Source organism: Aeromonas sp. s12 (assembly GCF_040907925.1).
Lineage (GTDB): Bacteria > Pseudomonadota > Gammaproteobacteria > Enterobacterales > Aeromonadaceae > Aeromonas > Aeromonas veronii.
The window spans coordinates 184,510-200,903 of record NZ_JBFOCT010000035.1; the positions used below are offsets into that span (position 1 = coordinate 184,510).

Annotated in this window: 14 protein-coding genes; 6 read left to right on the top strand and 8 right to left on the bottom strand. The window is 55.9% G+C overall.

The features are described 5' to 3' along the window. Nucleotides 1–79: 79 nt before the first annotated feature. The 4 genes from rpoD to rpsU form a co-directional block, all read right to left on the bottom strand. Nucleotides 80–1,975, bottom strand: a complete 1,896-nt coding sequence (gene rpoD / locus AB5Y67_RS18225) for an RNA polymerase sigma factor RpoD (RefSeq protein WP_263718854.1) — start codon at nucleotides 1,973–1,975, stop codon at nucleotides 80–82. Nucleotides 1,976–2,158: 183 nt separating this feature from the next. Then, entirely contained in the window at nucleotides 2,159–3,946 is a 1,788-nt protein-coding gene (gene dnaG / locus AB5Y67_RS18230; protein WP_005358121.1) for a DNA primase, read from the bottom strand. A gap of 88 nt (nucleotides 3,947–4,034) precedes the next feature. Then, nucleotides 4,035–4,478 (bottom strand): GatB/YqeY domain-containing protein, encoded by a 444-nt coding sequence (locus tag AB5Y67_RS18235; protein ID WP_005349081.1) that lies wholly within the window; start codon nucleotides 4,476–4,478, stop codon nucleotides 4,035–4,037. Between the two features lie 15 nt (nucleotides 4,479–4,493). After that, nucleotides 4,494–4,709: a 30S ribosomal protein S21 gene (gene rpsU, locus AB5Y67_RS18240; RefSeq protein WP_005309452.1), complete on the bottom strand. Its 216-nt coding sequence runs from the start codon at nucleotides 4,707–4,709 to the stop codon at nucleotides 4,494–4,496. Between the two features lie 179 nt (nucleotides 4,710–4,888). Here rpsU and tsaD point away from each other — a divergent pair, with 179 nt between their 5' ends. After that, on the top strand, nucleotides 4,889–5,902 hold the full coding sequence (tsaD, locus tag AB5Y67_RS18245; RefSeq protein WP_064337300.1) for a tRNA (adenosine(37)-N6)-threonylcarbamoyltransferase complex transferase subunit TsaD: 1,014 nt from the start codon (nucleotides 4,889–4,891) through the stop codon (nucleotides 5,900–5,902). A 248-nt stretch (nucleotides 5,903–6,150) separates the two neighbouring features. Here the strand turns inward: tsaD and AB5Y67_RS18250 are convergent, their stop codons facing one another. Both AB5Y67_RS18250 and aspA read right to left on the bottom strand, forming a co-directional pair. Beyond that, on the bottom strand, nucleotides 6,151–7,470 hold the full coding sequence (locus AB5Y67_RS18250) for an anaerobic C4-dicarboxylate transporter (RefSeq protein WP_021229055.1): 1,320 nt from the start codon (nucleotides 7,468–7,470) through the stop codon (nucleotides 6,151–6,153). 125 nt (nucleotides 7,471–7,595) lie between these two features. After that, the gene (gene aspA, locus AB5Y67_RS18255; RefSeq protein ID WP_005340569.1) at nucleotides 7,596–9,038 is read right to left on the bottom strand and encodes an aspartate ammonia-lyase; all 1,443 of its coding nucleotides are present in this window, start codon (nucleotides 9,036–9,038) and stop codon (nucleotides 7,596–7,598) included. Nucleotides 9,039–9,479: 441 nt separating this feature from the next. Between aspA and AB5Y67_RS18260 the strand changes: the two genes are divergently transcribed. Continuing rightward, nucleotides 9,480–9,956 carry an FxsA family protein gene (locus tag AB5Y67_RS18260; RefSeq protein ID WP_064338761.1) on the top strand — a complete coding sequence of 159 codons (477 nt, stop codon included), beginning with the start codon at nucleotides 9,480–9,482 and terminating at the stop codon, nucleotides 9,954–9,956. Nucleotides 9,957–9,990: 34 nt separating this feature from the next. On the opposite strand, the gene AB5Y67_RS18265 is transcribed toward AB5Y67_RS18260, so the two are convergent. Beyond that, the gene (locus tag AB5Y67_RS18265) at nucleotides 9,991–11,325 is read right to left on the bottom strand and encodes an MATE family efflux transporter (protein WP_223849341.1); all 1,335 of its coding nucleotides are present in this window, start codon (nucleotides 11,323–11,325) and stop codon (nucleotides 9,991–9,993) included. Nucleotides 11,326–11,585: 260 nt separating this feature from the next. Here AB5Y67_RS18265 and AB5Y67_RS18270 point away from each other — a divergent pair, with 260 nt between their 5' ends. The 4 genes from AB5Y67_RS18270 (at nucleotide 11,586) to AB5Y67_RS18285 (ending at nucleotide 16,115) form a co-directional block, all read left to right on the top strand. Continuing rightward, nucleotides 11,586–11,879 carry a co-chaperone GroES gene (locus AB5Y67_RS18270; RefSeq protein ID WP_005340573.1) on the top strand — a complete coding sequence of 98 codons (294 nt, stop codon included), beginning with the start codon at nucleotides 11,586–11,588 and terminating at the stop codon, nucleotides 11,877–11,879. Between the two features lie 43 nt (nucleotides 11,880–11,922). Next, entirely contained in the window at nucleotides 11,923–13,557 is a 1,635-nt protein-coding gene (gene groL, locus AB5Y67_RS18275; protein ID WP_005340575.1) for a chaperonin GroEL, read from the top strand. A 102-nt stretch (nucleotides 13,558–13,659) separates the two neighbouring features. Continuing rightward, nucleotides 13,660–14,160 (top strand): molybdopterin-binding oxidoreductase, encoded by a 501-nt coding sequence (locus AB5Y67_RS18280; RefSeq protein WP_005358155.1) that lies wholly within the window; start codon nucleotides 13,660–13,662, stop codon nucleotides 14,158–14,160. Between the two features lie 23 nt (nucleotides 14,161–14,183). Next, nucleotides 14,184–16,115 (top strand): bifunctional diguanylate cyclase/phosphodiesterase, encoded by a 1,932-nt coding sequence (locus AB5Y67_RS18285; RefSeq protein ID WP_042084490.1) that lies wholly within the window; start codon nucleotides 14,184–14,186, stop codon nucleotides 16,113–16,115. A 39-nt stretch (nucleotides 16,116–16,154) separates the two neighbouring features. Here AB5Y67_RS18285 and AB5Y67_RS18290 read toward each other — a convergent pair. Next, nucleotides 16,155–16,394 (bottom strand): hypothetical protein (locus AB5Y67_RS18290; RefSeq protein WP_368208062.1); only part of this gene is annotated, 240 nt, incomplete at its 5' end.

Sequence of the window (16,394 nt, forward strand, 5' to 3'; positions counted from 1 at the left end):
GGTTGCAAGGGTAAATGCCAGACAAAACAAAGCCCCGCATGGCGGGGCTTTGGCAGAGCAGTTTGACACAGGGTCAGGACTATTCGTCCAGGAAGCTGCGCAGCACTTCCGAGCGGCTCGGGTGGCGCAGTTTACGCAGTGCCTTGGCTTCGATCTGACGAATACGCTCACGGGTAACGTCGAACTGTTTGCCCACTTCCTCTAGGGTGTGGTCAGTGTTCATGTCGATACCGAAACGCATCCGCAGTACCTTGGCTTCACGGGCGGTCAGGCCAGCCAGCACTTCGCGGGTGGCGTTGCGCAGGCTTTCGCTGGTCGCCGCATCCGCTGGCAGAGCCAGGGTGGTATCTTCGATAAAGTCGCCCAAGTGGGAATCTTCATCATCACCGATGGGCGTCTCCATTGAGATAGGTTCTTTGGCGATTTTCAGTACCTTGCGGATCTTGTCTTCCGGCATGCCCATGCGCATCGCCAGCTCTTCCGGGTTCGGTTCGCGACCCATCTCCTGCAGCATCTGACGGGAGATACGGTTGAGCTTGTTGATGGTCTCGATCATGTGTACCGGGATACGGATGGTACGTGCCTGATCCGCGATGGAGCGGGTAATGGCCTGACGGATCCACCAGGTTGCATAGGTCGAGAACTTGTAGCCACGACGGTATTCAAACTTGTCTACCGCCTTCATCAGACCGATGTTGCCCTCCTGGATCAGATCCAGGAACTGCAGACCACGGTTGGTGTATTTCTTGGCGATAGAGATAACCAGACGCAAGTTGGCCTCAACCATCTCTTTCTTCGCACGGCGGGCTTTGGCCTCACCGATGCTCATACGACGGTTGATATCCTTGATCTGGGCAATCGACAGACCGGTCTCTTCTTCAATCTGCTGCAGCTTGCCGATGGCGCGCTGAATATCCTCGTCCATTTCAACCAGACGGGGAGACCAGGCTTTGCCAGCCTGCTTCTGGTATTCGAACCAGGCAGTTTCACACTCATTGTTGGTGAAGGCCGCGACGAAGGTTTTCTTCGGCATCTTGGCCTGCTCAACGCAGAGCTTCATGATGATGCGTTCCTGCACGCGGACGCGCTCCATCATTTCACGCATGTTGTTGACCAGGCGATCGAACTGCTTGGGCATCAGGCGGAATTGACGGAATACATCGGCCAGCTGGGCGATGGCGGCCTGGGTATCTTCGTGCGCGCGACCATTCTTCTGAATGGAGAGGCGGGTCACTTCATACTGGGCACGCAGTTCACCAAACTTCTCGCGAGCGACTTCCGGATCCGGGCCACCGTCACCGTCGTCGTCAGAGCTGTCGCCATCTTCGTCTTCGTCTTCTTCGTCTTCTTCATCTTCGTCGGCCAGATCGTCTTCGCCGAGCTCGGAACCGATATGCGTGGCGGTAGGTGCCATGTCTTCGGTTTCGTTCGGATCAATAAAGCCAGAGATGATGTCAGAGAGACGCAACTGCTCGGCTTCGTACTTGTCGTACTGTTCGAGCAGGTAAGTGATTGCTTCAGGGTACTCGGCTACGGAGCTTTGTACCTGGTTGATACCGTCTTCGATCCGCTTGGCGATGTCGATTTCGCCTTCACGGGTCAGCAGTTCGACGGTACCCATTTCCCGCATGTACATGCGGACGGGATCGGTCGTACGACCAATCTCAGATTCAACAGATGCCAGAGCCTGGGCCGCTGCTTCGGCAGCGTCCTCATCGGCGGTACCACCTTCAGCCATGATAAGGTCATCGGCATCCGGAGCGTTTTCAACCACTTGAATGCCCATATCGTTGATCATCTGAATGATGTCTTCGATCTGGTCTGAATCGACAATGTCTTGCGGGAGGTGATCGTTCACCTCGGCATAGGTCAGGTAGCCCTGTTCTTTACCTTTGGCAACGAGGAGTTTAAGCTGAGACTGCGGGGTTTGCTCCATAGAACTCATCCGGTTGGTGTTGCTAGGTTGCGCGTACAGTGCGCTGCTGCGCAAATAGCCAATTCTAATAGAAAACCGCCAGACATGCTATGTCTGGTTGCGGCGTCGGTCATGAGAAACCCCTGCCCGCAGTATTGTCGGGGCCAGGCGGTTATAAAAATTTTGCTTTTCATCCCGTCGATTCGGGCAACGCTATCCATATTGGGACTAATCACTCAAATATCAAGCCCCACTCTCATTTCTTTTCTCAATTTGCACCTCTCTTATCAGCATCATCAGCTCTTGGGTTTCTTCGGAGCTTAGTCCTTCCTGAGCCACTTTGGCCTGCAATTCTTCGATCCGCTGTTTCAGAAACTGGTTGATGAAGCCGACGAAAGTGTCCTGCAATTCTCCCAGAATATCCGGCTCTTGATCGAGTTTGATCTCCTCGAACAGGTCGTGCATGGCCAGCTGAGCAAGGATCTCTCCCTCCTTGGTACCACGCCAGTGTTCCAGCAGGATACCGGTTGTGATACCGGGCTGTGCCAGGATTTGCTGGTGCAGTTGCAGCAGGAACTTGATGCCCTGTACGCGTAGCCCGGCTAATTCCGGCATGGGGGGAAGCTCAGCCGTTACTGTCGGATATTGCACCATCAGTGCCAGCGCACGCCGCAGTGGCGTCAGCTTGGCTGCCTTGGGTTTGTTGACCTCGGCCTTGGGCTGACTGTTACGGGCAAAGAGCTCGGCGATGCGCTGCTTGTTCTCGCCCCAGCGCATCATGCTGGAGAGACGAGTGATCAGCCCTTCGCGGGTAAACCCTTCCGGAACGCGACGAATAAGCTCGGCGGCCTTGTTGGCCACTTCGAACTTGCCTGCCTCACCGGAAAGCGCCGCATCGCGACCGAGACGCTCGAACATGAAGTCGGCGAACGGCTGGGCTTCATCGAGCAAGGCTTCAAAGCCCTCCTTGCCGATCTGGCGTACCAGCGAGTCGGGATCCTCGCCATCGGGCAGAAACACGAACTTCAGCTCGCGGCCATCCTGCAGATGAGGGAGGGCATTATCCAGCGCGCGCCAGGCGGCTTCACGACCGGCGTTGTCACCGTCGTAGCAGCAGACTACCTCGGCGGTGGTGCGAAACAGGGTGTGGATATGGTCGCTGGTCGTTGCAGTACCCAGCGCCGCCACCGCATAGTCGATGTCGTACTGACCGAGTGCCACCACATCCATGTAGCCTTCCACCACCAGGATCCGGCGTGGATCCTTGTGTGCCTGCTTCACCTCGTAGAGACCGAACAGCTCCCGCCCTTTATGGAAGATGGGGGTCTCCGGTGAGTTCAGGTATTTGGGGGTGCCATCACCCAGCACCCGGCCACCGAAACCGATGACTCGGCCTCGCTTGTCACGGATCGGGAACATGATGCGATCGCGGAAACGATCATAACTCCCCGGGCCATTGTCACGGGTGATCAGCATGCCGCCCGAGATAAGCAACTGCTCGTGATCCCGGCTGGTACCAAAGCGGCGGCGCACCTGATCCCAATCGCTGGGTGCATAGCCAATGTTGAATCGTTTGACCACTTCACCGGTCAGGCCGCGGCCTTTGAGGTACTCCACCGCATGGGGAGCGCTCTTGAGATTGCTCTCGTAGAAGCGGGCGATCTGGTTCATCAGCTCGAACAGATCCTTGCTGACTGCGGGCTGGCTATTGGCCGAGCCGCCGATGCTCTGCTCGCGAGGCACCTGCATGCCCTGCATGCTGGCGAGCTCTTCGATGGCATCGGGAAATTCGAGACCGTCGTACTCCATGACAAAGCCGATGGCGTTGCCGTGGGCGCCACAACCGAAACAGTGGTAGAACTGCTTCTCCTGGCTGACGGTAAAAGAGGGGCTTTTTTCGTTATGAAAAGGGCAGCAAGCCTGGTAGTTCTTACCGGCTTTTTTCAGCCGCACTCGCGAGTCGATCAGCTCGACTATGTCTGTGCGTACGAGCAGATCGTCGATAAAGGATTGGGGGATCCTGCCTGCCATAACCGTCCTGTTTCATTGCGGAGAAAATAAAAAAGCCGCGCATTCCAAGGGAAGCACGGCTTCTTCGACCAAACAAGAGAGTTGCCTGTTACGCCAAGCGGGTTTTCACCTGAGCACTGACGGCGCCGACATCGGCACGCCCCTGAATTTTCGGCTTCAAGACAGCCATGACCTTGCCCATATCAGCCATGACGGCAGCACCACTTTCAGTGATGGCTTGCTCGATCAGGGCGGCAATTTCATCTGCGGTCAGCTGTTGCGGCAGGAATTCCTGCAACACAACGATCTCGGCGGACTCTTTGTCGGCGAGATCCTGGCGACCGGCAGCTTCAAATTGGCTGATGGAATCGCGGCGCTGTTTGACCATTTTGGTCACGACAGCGAGGATATCCTCATCATTCAGCTCGATACGGGTATCGACTTCACGTTGCTTGATTTCTGCCATCAACAAGCGGATCGCTCCCAGACGTGCCTTATCTTTGGCAAGCATGGCGAGCTTTTGCTGATCCTTGAGTTGATCCTTCAGAGACACGGCAATATCTCCCGATTAGTACAGGCGGATACGACGTGCGTTTTCGCGAGACAGCTTCTTGGCGTGACGCTTGACAGCAGACGCTTTGGCGCGCTTACGAATGGTAGTCGGCTTCTCGTAGAACTCACGGCTACGAACTTCGGACAGGATACCGGCTTTTTCGCAAGAACGCTTGAAACGACGCAGAGCAACGTCAAACGGCTCATTTTCACGGACTTTGATTACTGGCATGTGCCTTTCACCTCAGTGATAAATTGTTAGCTGACCTTCAATCGATCAGCATGTCTTAAAATGGTGCGAAATTATACTCTGGACAGGGAATGAAAGTAAACCCGCAGAGATCGCTCTGGTTTAAAAAACCCGCGAAGGTTACCATAGCCGTCTCATTTTAGCAGTGAAATTTTTTAGCAATGCGTGTATTGGGCATAGAGACATCCTGTGACGAAACCGGGATCGCGATCTTCGACGATCAAAAAGGGATCCTTTCCCATCAGTTATACAGCCAGGTCAAGCTGCATGCGGACTACGGTGGCGTTGTCCCCGAGCTCGCCAGCCGGGATCATGTTCGCAAGACGATCCCGTTGATCCAGGCCGCATTGCAAGAGGCGGGACTGGGCAAGGATGACATCGACGGCATCGCGTATACCGCGGGTCCGGGTCTGGTTGGCGCCATTCTGGTGGGGGCCACTATTGGTCGTTCGCTGGCGATGGCATGGAACAAGCCTGCTATCGCCGTCCACCATATGGAAGGCCACCTGCTGGCTCCCATGCTGGAAGAGAAAGCTCCCGAGTTCCCCTTCGTGGCGCTGCTGGTCTCTGGTGGTCACTCCATGCTGGTACGAGTCGACGGTATCGGCAGCTATCAGCTGTTGGGGGAATCCATCGACGATGCCGCTGGCGAAGCGTTCGACAAGACCGCCAAGCTGATGGGGCTGGACTATCCGGGTGGTCCGCTGCTCTCCCGTCTGGCCGAGAAGGGCACTAAGGGGCGCTTCCACTTCCCCCGTCCCATGACTGATCGCCCAGGGCTCGACATGAGCTTCTCCGGCCTCAAGACCTTCACAGCCAACACCATCGCCGCCAATGGTGATGATGAACAGACCCGTGCCGATATCGCTCGGGCGTTTGAAGATGCGGTGGTTGATACCCTGGCCATCAAGTGCCGTCGTGCCTTGAAAGAGACCGGTCTCACGCGTCTGGTGGTCGCCGGTGGCGTCAGTGCCAACCGTCATCTGCGTGCCCAGCTGGCCGAGCTGATGGAGAGCCTCAAGGGCGAGGTGTTCTATCCGCGCACTGAATATTGCACCGATAACGGCGCCATGATCGCTTACGCCGGTATGCAGCGCCTGAAAGCGGGCGTGTTCGAACCGCTTGTGGTCAAAGCCGTGCCGCGCTGGCCGCTGGATACCCTGGATCCGGTCTGATCCGAAGGATCCCGCCTTCTGGCGTGGTGGTGAGTACCATGGTGGCCTACTACTCCGGCAATCCGGCAGCGGTGGTTATAGCGCCGCTGGCACGCTGTTGTGGTGTCTGCTGTCGCCGTGGTTGAGCCATCCGGATAATACGTCAGGCCTCTCGCTGCCAGACAGCCAAGCCAAGTACAGAGTAAAGAGATAAAAAAATCCCCGCCAACTGGCGGGGATTTTTGTTTGGCTATCGGCAGGCGACAGGATTACAGCAGGATGCCGCCGAAGAAGAAGCCCAGCGCCACGGCGATGGCGATGGTGGCGGTGCCCGGTACGAAGAAGGGGTGGTTGAAGACCGCCTTACCGATACGGGTGGAGCCGGTGTCGTCCATCTCTACCGCAGCCAGCAGGGTCGGGTAGGTCGGCAGTACAAACAGGGCGCTCACGGCTGCGAAAGAGGCAATCGCAGTCAGCGGGCTGACACCCAGTGCCAGAGCGGCAGGCATCAGGGCTTTGGTGGTTGCACCCTGTGAGTAGAGCAGCATGGCGGCGAAGAACAGCACCACGGCCAGCAGCCAGGAGTACTGGTTCAGCAGGTCGCCAGCGATCAGCTGGATGGTGTCCATGTTGCCTTTCACGAAGACGTTACCCAGCCAGGCGACACCCAGTACGCAGATACAGGCGGACATACCGGACTTGAAGGTCGGCATGTTGGTGACCTGGGTGGCGTCCAGTTTGCACACCAGGGTCATGATGGTGGCCGCGGCCAGCATGATGCCCATGATGGCGCCGTCACGGGGGATCGGCGGGTTGGTGATCAGGCCTACTTTACCGGAGATGGCAGTGGCATAAGCCATGACAGCAACGATGGCGGCGATGAAGATCCAGACCGACAGCTTGGCGTACGGTTTGATCTCGAGCTTGGTAGTACCACGCAGTTTGATCAGGCCCTTGGCTTTACGCTCCAGATAGACTTCGTCCTGCTCCAGCGGCTTGCCCATCATGTTGGCAATGAAGGCGCCCAGGATACAGGCCAGGAAGGTAGAGGGGATACAGATGGCCAGCAGGGTCAGGTAGTCAACACCAAACGGCTCGAGCATGCCGGAGAAGGCAACCACAGCGGCAGAGATCGGGGAAGCTGTGATGGCGATCTGGGAGGCGACAACCGCGATGGAGAGCGGACGGGATGGGCGGATCCCTTGCTCTTTGGCCACTTCAGCGATCACCGGCAGGGTGGAGAAGGCGGTATGACCGGTACCGGCCAGCATGGTCATCAGGTAGGTGACCACCGGGGCGGCGAAGGTGATGTATTTGGGGTTCTTGCGCAGCGCTTTTTCTGCCAGGAAGACCAGGTAGTCCATCCCGCCAGCCAGTTGCATACAGGCGATGGCACAGATGACGGATGCGATGATCATGATCACATCCCAAGGGATGTAGCTGACCAGTTGATCGCTCGGGATGGGCATGCCCAGACCCCACGTCAATACCAGTACCCCCAGACCACCGGCAAAGCCGATGCCGATGCTGCCTATCCGGGCCCCCAGATAGATAGCGGCGAGCACGACAAGTAACTCGATTCCAATCATAGCGATAACTCCATTTTTTAGTTTTTGGTTTTTATTTGGCAAAAAGCCAATTCCCGATCGGGCTGGGGATAAAGACCAATCGGGAACTGACTTTATGGGCCGGGAAGATCCCGGCCCACACTCGCTTATACGGCAGCTTCGCGGGTGAAACGCTTGGCTTTGTATTGCGGGTTCATCAGGTTCTCGATGGAGAGAATTTCGTCCAGCTGCTCGGCGCTCAGCAGGCCGCGCTCAAGGACGACTTCACGGACGTTCTTGCCGGTCTGGGCACAGATCTTGCCGACGATATCCCCTTCGTGGTGGCCGATGAAGGGGTTCAGGTAGGTCACGATACCGATGGAGTTCAGCACGTGATTCATGCAGATTTCCGGGTTGGCGGTGATACCTTCCACGCACTTCTCGCGCAGGGAAATACAGGCTTTTTCCATCAGGCTCAGGGATTCGAACATCGCCTGACCAATCACCGGCTCCATGACGTTCAGCTGCAGCTGACCGGCTTCGGCGGCGAAGGTGATGGTGATGTCGTTACCGAATACCTTGAAGCAGGATTGGTTGACCACTTCCGGGATAACCGGGTTGACCTTGGCCGGCATGATGGAGGAACCCGCCTGCATTTCCGGCAGGTTGATCTCTTTCAGTGCGGTGCGCGGGCCGGAGGAGAGCAGACGCAGGTCATTACAGATCTTGGACAGCTTCATGGCCAGACGCTTGATGGCGCCGTGCAGCATGACGTAGGCACCACAGTCTGATGTCGCTTCGATCAGGTCTTCTGCCGGCACATAGGCACGACCGGTGATCTCGGCCAGACGCTTGATGGCCAGTGCAGAGTACTCGGGCGGAGTGTTCAGACCGGTACCGATGGCGGTCGCGCCCAAGTTCACTTCCAGCAGCAGCTCCTGGCAACGCTTGATGGACTTGATCTCTTCACGCAGGGTCACTGCGAACGCGTGGAACTCCTGACCCAGGGTCATCGGAACTGCATCTTGCAGCTGGGTACGACCCATCTTCAGGATGTTTTTGAACTCTTTCGCTTTGGCATCGAATGCCGCGATCAGGTGCTCCAGCGCGTGCAGAGTCACGTCGGTGCTGTTGACCACAGCAACGCGGAAACCGGTCGGGTAGGCATCGTTGGTGGACTGGCACTTGTTGACGTGGTCGTTCGGGTTGATGACGTCGTAACGGCCTTTCTCCAGACCCATGATTTCCAGGGCGATGTTGGCCAGTACTTCGTTGGTGTTCATGTTGACGGAGGTGCCGGCACCACCCTGGTAAACGTCGACCGGGAACTGGTCGAAGCATTTGCCGGTGTTCAGCATCAGGTCGCAGGCTTCTACGATCTTGTCAGCAATTTCAGGACGGATGGTACCCAGTTCACCGTTTGCCAGCGCAGCGGCCTTCTTGGTCAGCACCATACCGCGGACGAATTCCGGAACGTCAGAAATCTTCTGAGAGCTGATCTTGAAGTTCTCGACAGCGCGCAGGGTGTGCACACCGTAGTAGAGATCATTGGAAACTTCTTTGGTGCCCAGCAGGTCTTCTTCAATGCGGACGTTCTTGATGTCGCTCATTGTAATGCCTCAGAAATCAGATAAATGGAAAAATCCTCACCGAGTGGTCGCGAGTTCCTTGCGCACAGCTCATCCTGAAGCACCACACATCGAGTGGGGCGGTTGGGAGAATGACCTCCCGAAAAACTAATCAATATACTACTCCAATTGAGGTATCGGTTATTAGAGGTGGATCACTAAATTTGCGACATATTCAAATTACTTTGAGAAAAGTACACATATGTTATGAAGTTTTTATCATGATGATTTTTATAAATTTTTGTGACTTTTTGCTGGTTTTTTAGATTGCTGATGACGTAGGAGTCAGTTGACCAACTTGAAAAGAGGGTGGCAGCCCCCATTTATTCAGGGCAGAAAGTGGTGATGATGGGGGGCAAAATCGTCTCTGACCATCGTTGCATGGCTGCCACTTTTTCTCAATTTACCGGTGCTGGAGTGGATATGGGCAAGTTGTTTTTGTTGTTGGTGGGTCTGGTTGTGCTGGAGCTCACCGTGATGATCGAGGTCGGCTCGGTAATCGGGGCGCTGCCGACTGTCGGCTTGCTCATCCTGACTGCGGTATTGGGCTCCTCGCTGGTGCGCAGTGAAGGGATCAAGACCCTGTTCAGCGCCCAGCAAAAGATGCAGATGGGCGAGATGCCGGGCCGCGAGGTGATGGGGGGCATGATGCTGGCGTTGGCCGGTCTGCTGCTGATCATTCCGGGTTTTGTCACCGACTTTTTCGGGATCCTGCTGCTGCAGCCTTGGCTGCGCAACAAACTGGCCGACAAGCTGATCGGCAGCAACCAGTTCCGGATGCAGATGGGCGGCTTCCAGCGTACTCAATCGCCGTTTGGCAACGCACCGTCCGATGATCATATGGGGAACTCCAAGCAGGGCGGCACCACTATCGAAGGCGAATTTGAGCGCAAAGAGTAATCGACGAGACGAAACCCCGAGGTGAGTGACTGAATCAGGGTTTGCCCTGATGGCACAAGGCCTCGAAGCGGTGTCGGGCATACCACCATGCGAGGGTGCCCGCCGCCAGATTGGCCAGCAGTATCCCCAGATATATCCCCTGTTCTCCTCCCAGTTTTGCCCCCAGCCAGGCTCCTGGCAACAGAAAACCAAACAGACGCAATCCGTTGAACAAAAACGAGATACTGGATGCTCGAACGCCATTGAGTGCCGAGGCCAGCAGCATCACCATGCCCTGAAAGCCGTAACCGATCGGCACCAGATGCAGATAGAGAATGATGAGGCGAATGACCTGCGGATGATCGCTGAACAGATTGGCGATGAGTGGCGCCAGTAGCCAGGTCAGGCCATAGATGGCGAGCTGGAACAGTAGTGCAAAGCGCATGCTGCTCTGAAGTGCGGCTTTGGCCCGGGCCGGATTGCCAGCGCCGCAGTTTTGCGAGATGAAAGGGGCCAGTACGGAGGCTAGGGCCATCATCACAATTAGCAACAGCGCCTCGACCCGCGACGCGGCGCCGTAAGCGGCTACCACCTCGGTACCCAGACCCGCAAAGATCGTCATCAGCACCGCATTGGCCAGGGGGTTGAGCATATTGGTAAAAGAGGCGGGGACGGCGACATGGAGCAAGGCCTGCCAGTGGGTCAGCAACCGGGCCCGCGGCGAGAGGCGCCACAGCAGCAAGCCCTCCCGATGACGCAGGATATAGAGGCTGACCAGCATCGCCATCAACCAGGAGATAGAAGTCGCGATGGCGGCCCCTCGGATCCCCCATTCGGGAAAGGGGCCGATGCCGAAGATCAACAGAGGATCCAGCACCCCGTTGACCAACCCGGCTACTGCCATCACCAGACTGGGGGTTTTGGTATCGCCGGTCGCCCGGATGGCGGCATTGCCCACCATGGGCAGCACCAGCATGGGGACGGTGAGATACCAGATCAGCATGTAGTCATGGATGAGGGAGATAAGCTCGGCACTGGCTCCCAGCAGAGTAAACAGAGGCTTGATGGTGAGAGCCCCCCCCGCGGAGAGCAGGGCCACCATGATCACCGCCAGAAACAGGCTGTCGGTGGCGAGATGGGCCGCCTCATCGTGTTTGCCCTGCCCCAGGGTATGACCGATCACCGCTGACAATCCGGCGCCCAATCCCATCGCCAGCGAGGTAACCACAAAAGTGACAGGAAAGGTAAAACTGATGGCGGCCAGAGCTTCGGTGCCCAGCATACCGATAAAAAAGGTATCGACCAGATTGAAGGCCAGAATGGCGATGATGCCGAAGATCATGGGGCCCGTCATCTGGCGCAGTACGACCGGAATAGGGGCTGTCAGCATGGGGTTGGTGCGGGTCAAGGGCTCGTCTCTACAGCTGGCTTTGAAGGTTCTGGCATGGAAACCGGGCGGCTTGAACCGACCTTGCTCCAGAGTGCGGACATGGCTGAACCATCGAAGATGTTTATAGTACGTGAAAAAATTTTTTTTGTATTTGCCCTTGAAGGGTTAGCAACTCTGCCCCACATCAGGGACATATCTAATTTGGCCTGGAACGGCCATTCCTCAAAGCAACAATGAGACTCATTTTGGGAGAGTTATCGATGAAAATTCGTCCACTGCACGACCGCGTCATCATCAAGCGCATCGAAGCTGAAGCCAAATCTGCCGGCGGTATCGTCTTGACTGGTACTGCGGCCCAGAAGTCCACCCGTGGTGAAGTGCTTGCCGTGGGGACTGGTCGCATCCTGGATAATGGCGAAGTCAAAGCGCTGGCCGTGAAGGTTGGTGACAAGGTGATCTTCAACGAAGGCTACGGTGTGAAGACCGAGAAGCTGGATGGTCAGGACGTCCTGATCCTCTCCGAAACCGACATCCTGGCGATTGTCGAAGAGTAATCCATCCTCCTTTTCCCCGAATTGATTTAAGGATTGAAGAAAAATGGCAGCTAAAGACGTTAAGTTTGGTAACGAAGCCCGCATCAAGATGCTGGAAGGCGTAAACATCCTGGCTGATGCCGTCAAGGTGACTCTGGGCCCGAAAGGCCGCAACGTGGTGCTGGACAAGTCCTTCGGTGCCCCGACCATCACTAAAGATGGTGTGTCTGTTGCGCGCGAAATCGAGCTGGAAGACAAGTTCCAGAACATGGGCGCCCAGATGGTCAAGGAAGTGGCTTCCAAGGCGAACGATGCCGCCGGTGACGGTACCACTACTGCAACCGTTCTGGCTCAGGCCATCGTCAACGAAGGTCTGAAAGCCGTTGCCGCCGGTATGAACCCGATGGATCTGAAGCGCGGTATCGACAAAGCCGTTGTGGCTGCTGTTGCTGAACTGCAGGCGCTGTCCCAGCCGTGCGCTGACAGCAATGCCATCGCTCAGGTGGGCACCATCTCCGCCAACTCCGACGAGAAAGTGGGCAAGCTGATTGCTGAAGCCATGGACAAAGTGGGTCGCGATGGCGTCATCACCGTTGAAGATGGTCAGGGTCTGGAAGATGAGCTGGCAGTTGTTGAAGGTATGCAGTTCGACCGCGGCTACCTGTCCCCCTACTTCATCAACAAGCAAGAGACCGGTTCCGTTGAACTGGACGACCCGTTCATCCTGCTGGTTGACAAGAAAGTCTCCAACATCCGCGAAATGCTGCCGGTGCTGGAAGGCGTTGCCAAAGCTGGCAAGCCGCTGCTGATTGTTGCTGAAGACGTAGAAGGCGAAGCCCTGGCGACTCTGGTGGTCAACACCATGCGCGGTATCGTGAAAGTGGCTGCCGTCAAGGCGCCTGGCTTCGGTGACCGTCGCAAGGCCATGCTGCAGGATATCGCCGTACTGACTGGCGGTACCGTCATCTCTGAAGAAGTTGGCATGGAGCTGGAAAAAGCGACGCTGGAAGATCTGGGTCGTGCCAAGCGCATCGTCATCACCAAAGAGAACACCACCATCATCGATGGCGTGGGTGATGCCGGTGTGATCGAAGGCCGTGTTGCCCAGATCCGTCAACAGATCGAAGAGACCTCTTCCGACTACGATCGTGAGAAGCTGCAAGAGCGCGTAGCCAAGCTGGCTGGCGGTGTTGCCGTGATCAAGGTTGGCGCAGCCACCGAAGTCGAGATGAAAGAGAAGAAAGCCCGCGTTGAAGATGCCCTGCACGCTACCCGCGCCGCGGTTGAAGAAGGTGTGGTTGCCGGTGGTGGTGTTGCGTTGGTTCGCGTTGCAGCCAAACTGGCTGGTCTGCGTGGTGACAACGAAGACCAGAACGTCGGTATCAAGGTTGCCCTGCGCGCCATGGAAGCCCCGCTGCGTCAAATCGTCATCAACGCCGGTGAGGAAGCCTCCGTCATTGCCAACGCAGTGAAGAACGGCGAAGGCAACTTCGGTTACAACGCTTACAGCGAACAGTATGGCGACATGCTGGCCATGGGCATCCTGGATCCGACCAAGGTAACCCGTTCCGCCCTGCAGTTTGCCTCTTCCATCGCCGGTCTGATGATCACCACCGAGTGCATGGTCACCGAACTGCCGAAGAAAGATACCCCTGCCATGCCTGACATGGGCGGCATGGGTGGCATGGGCATGATGTAATCATCCCCCCTTGCTCTGTTTGACAAACGGCTCGCTCAAGGCGAGCCGTTTTTTTATATCTGGCTAAACTGAGTCTGTTGAGACAGCAAATATGGGGGCGATATGAAAATGTTTGGTTGGCTGACACTACTGTGTTCATTGGTCATCATGCCGGTGATGGCTGCTGAGGCGCTGACTGGGCCGGTGATCCTGAAAGTCGGTGGCAACATCAGGTCGGCAGACGAAGTTGATGGCAAGGTGTTGTTTGATCTGGCAAAACTACAGGCTCTGCCGCAACATGAGATAGTGACCGGCAACCCGTGGGTGGATAAGCCGCATACCTACAGAGGCCCAAAATTGGCCGATGTATTGACTGCAGTCGGTGCGGATGGCAAGACCATTACGTTGACGGCACTGAACAGTTTCCAGATCCGCATTGAATGGGACAAGGTTGCCAAATACGAGCCCATTCTCGCATGGGAAGACAATGGTGCTGTCATGCGGGTGCGTGACAAGGGGCCGGTCTGGTTTATGCTGCCTCTTGATCAATATCCGGAATTGAAGCGATCCGAATATACCGACATGATGATCTGGCAGCTGGATTTGATAGACATTCAGCACTGATAAAAACCGCACGGGAGCATGGGGTGAAAGGAAAGACCAGGGCGTGGCCACTGCTCGTCATTCTGTACGTATCCATCCTGTCGTTTACCGGGAGCACCCTCTATTGCCTGATGCAAATCCAGAATGCGACCAGAGCGATGGAGAAATACACCTATGATGTTTCCTGGGCGTTGATGCAGTTGCAGCTGGAACTCGGGCGTTTCCTCAATGCAGTAGAGGTCTATCACTATGGCGGGATTGATCATGACACCTTGATGCTGCGTTATGACATTCTCTGGAGTAGAACGCCCATCCTGTTGAGCGGCCAGCTGCGCAAGAGCATGCAGGACAAGCAGAAAACCTTGCGTCTGGTGCAGCTGATTGAAACCAATATTCGTCAAATAGAGCCCGACATCACCAAGTTGCAGAGCGGAGCATCTGACTATCAGCAGATCATGATGCGCCTTGCCCCGCTGCAAGAGCCGCTCTCCTACTCCCTCGCTTCTGTGATGCAGAAGAACATTAACGTCTATTCCGAGAACGATCGCCATTTTGGTCAATTGCGCAATGCCTTGTTGCTGATGGTCTCCGGTCTGGTCATGTCAGTGCTGCTGCTCAGCATGCTGCTTATATATGAAGGGCGTCGTCATTTCAGAGCGGCCAGACGGGATCCGCTGACCGGGTTGTCCAATCGGGTTGCTCTGCTGGAGCGGATGGAGCTGTACGCCACACAGGAAGTGCCGTTTGGGCTGGTGCTGGTCGATATCAACGACTTCAGGGATATCAACAGCAAGTTTGGCTATGACACCGGTGATTATCTGCTTTGTGAGTTTGCCACCCGGATCAGAGTGCTCTGTGAAGAGGGGGAGTGGAGTGGACGTCTGGGGGGAGATCAATTTGCCATTATTCAGCGTGGCAGCAGCGATCTGCGTCAGGTCAGGGAGCTGGTAGCGCGATTGCTGCATGCGCTGAAGCAAGATATCGTCTATGACAACTATCCCTTCCGGCTTGAAGTCGGGATCGGGATTGCCTTCTATCCGATGGACAGCGACAAGACTCAGGAGTTGCTGAGTCGTGCGGAGCAGGCCCTGTTCCATAGTCGCAAGACCCATGTCCCCTATGTAATTTACGATAACTCCCTGCTCAACGAGACGGCGCGGCGCAAGCATTTGGCGTCGGACATGATCATGGCGCTGGAACACAATGCGCTGGAACTCTATTACCAACCCATCGTCAATCTCGAGAGTGGCCGCTGTGAAGCTGTCGAGGCTCTGCTGCGCTGGCGGCATCCGGAACTCGGCTTCATTCCGCCAAATGAAGTGATCATGGTGGCCGAGGAGTTCCAGCTTGCCGAACGGGTTGGCAGCTGGGTGCTGAACACAGCTTGTGAGCAGCTCTATCAGTGGCACCAGCTTGGTATGGTTGATCTGCAAATGTGTGTGAATATCTCGCCAGGCATGTACCAGCGCAATTTGCTCAAATTGGTGGCCAAGGCATTGATGGAGCACCACCTGCCTGCCCGCAGCCTGGTCTTGGAGGTCACGGAAGACACCACCATGCGCGAAGTGAAGAACTCGCTGCAACTGATGCAGGATCTCAATCAGCAGGGGGTACTGCTGGCATTAGACGATTTTGGGACTGGTTATTCCTCTTTGAGTTATCTGCAAAAGTTACCGGTCAGCAAAGTGAAGATCGACCGCTCCTTTATACAGGGCATTGACACTTCAATGGAGGCATCCGAACTGGTCGCCAATATTTGCCGGATGGGGTCGATGCTGGGTAAGAGTCTGGTGTGTGAAGGGATTGAGACACAGGCCCAGTTGGATGTGCTGCGATCTCTGACCGATATCCACTTGTATGGGCAGGGCTATCTGTTCAGCCGACCAGAGCAGGCGGAGAAAGTCTATCAAACCTTGTTGGAGATGGAGGAGCTTTGGCTAGCGCGTCAACAATCCGAAATGGCTTATATGAGTTGAGAGGGGGCTTGCCTGTCATCTGCCTCTAGAATGTGTGATTTAGCCCAAACTTTCTTCTTTTTGTTTGTTGTTTGAACGGTTGTGCGGTTTTATCAAAAAAACATGCAATTTAGCCTTGCCAGAAAGAATCTGTTCCCTATAATGCGCCTCCATCGACAGGGCAAGCGGCAACGCAAACAACCTCGTCGGTAACCTCGAAAAGCCTTCGAAAATAAGGCTTGACTCGAGAAGGCGGTTGAGTAGAATTCCACTCCCGCAGCAACACACTGTTGCGTCGCT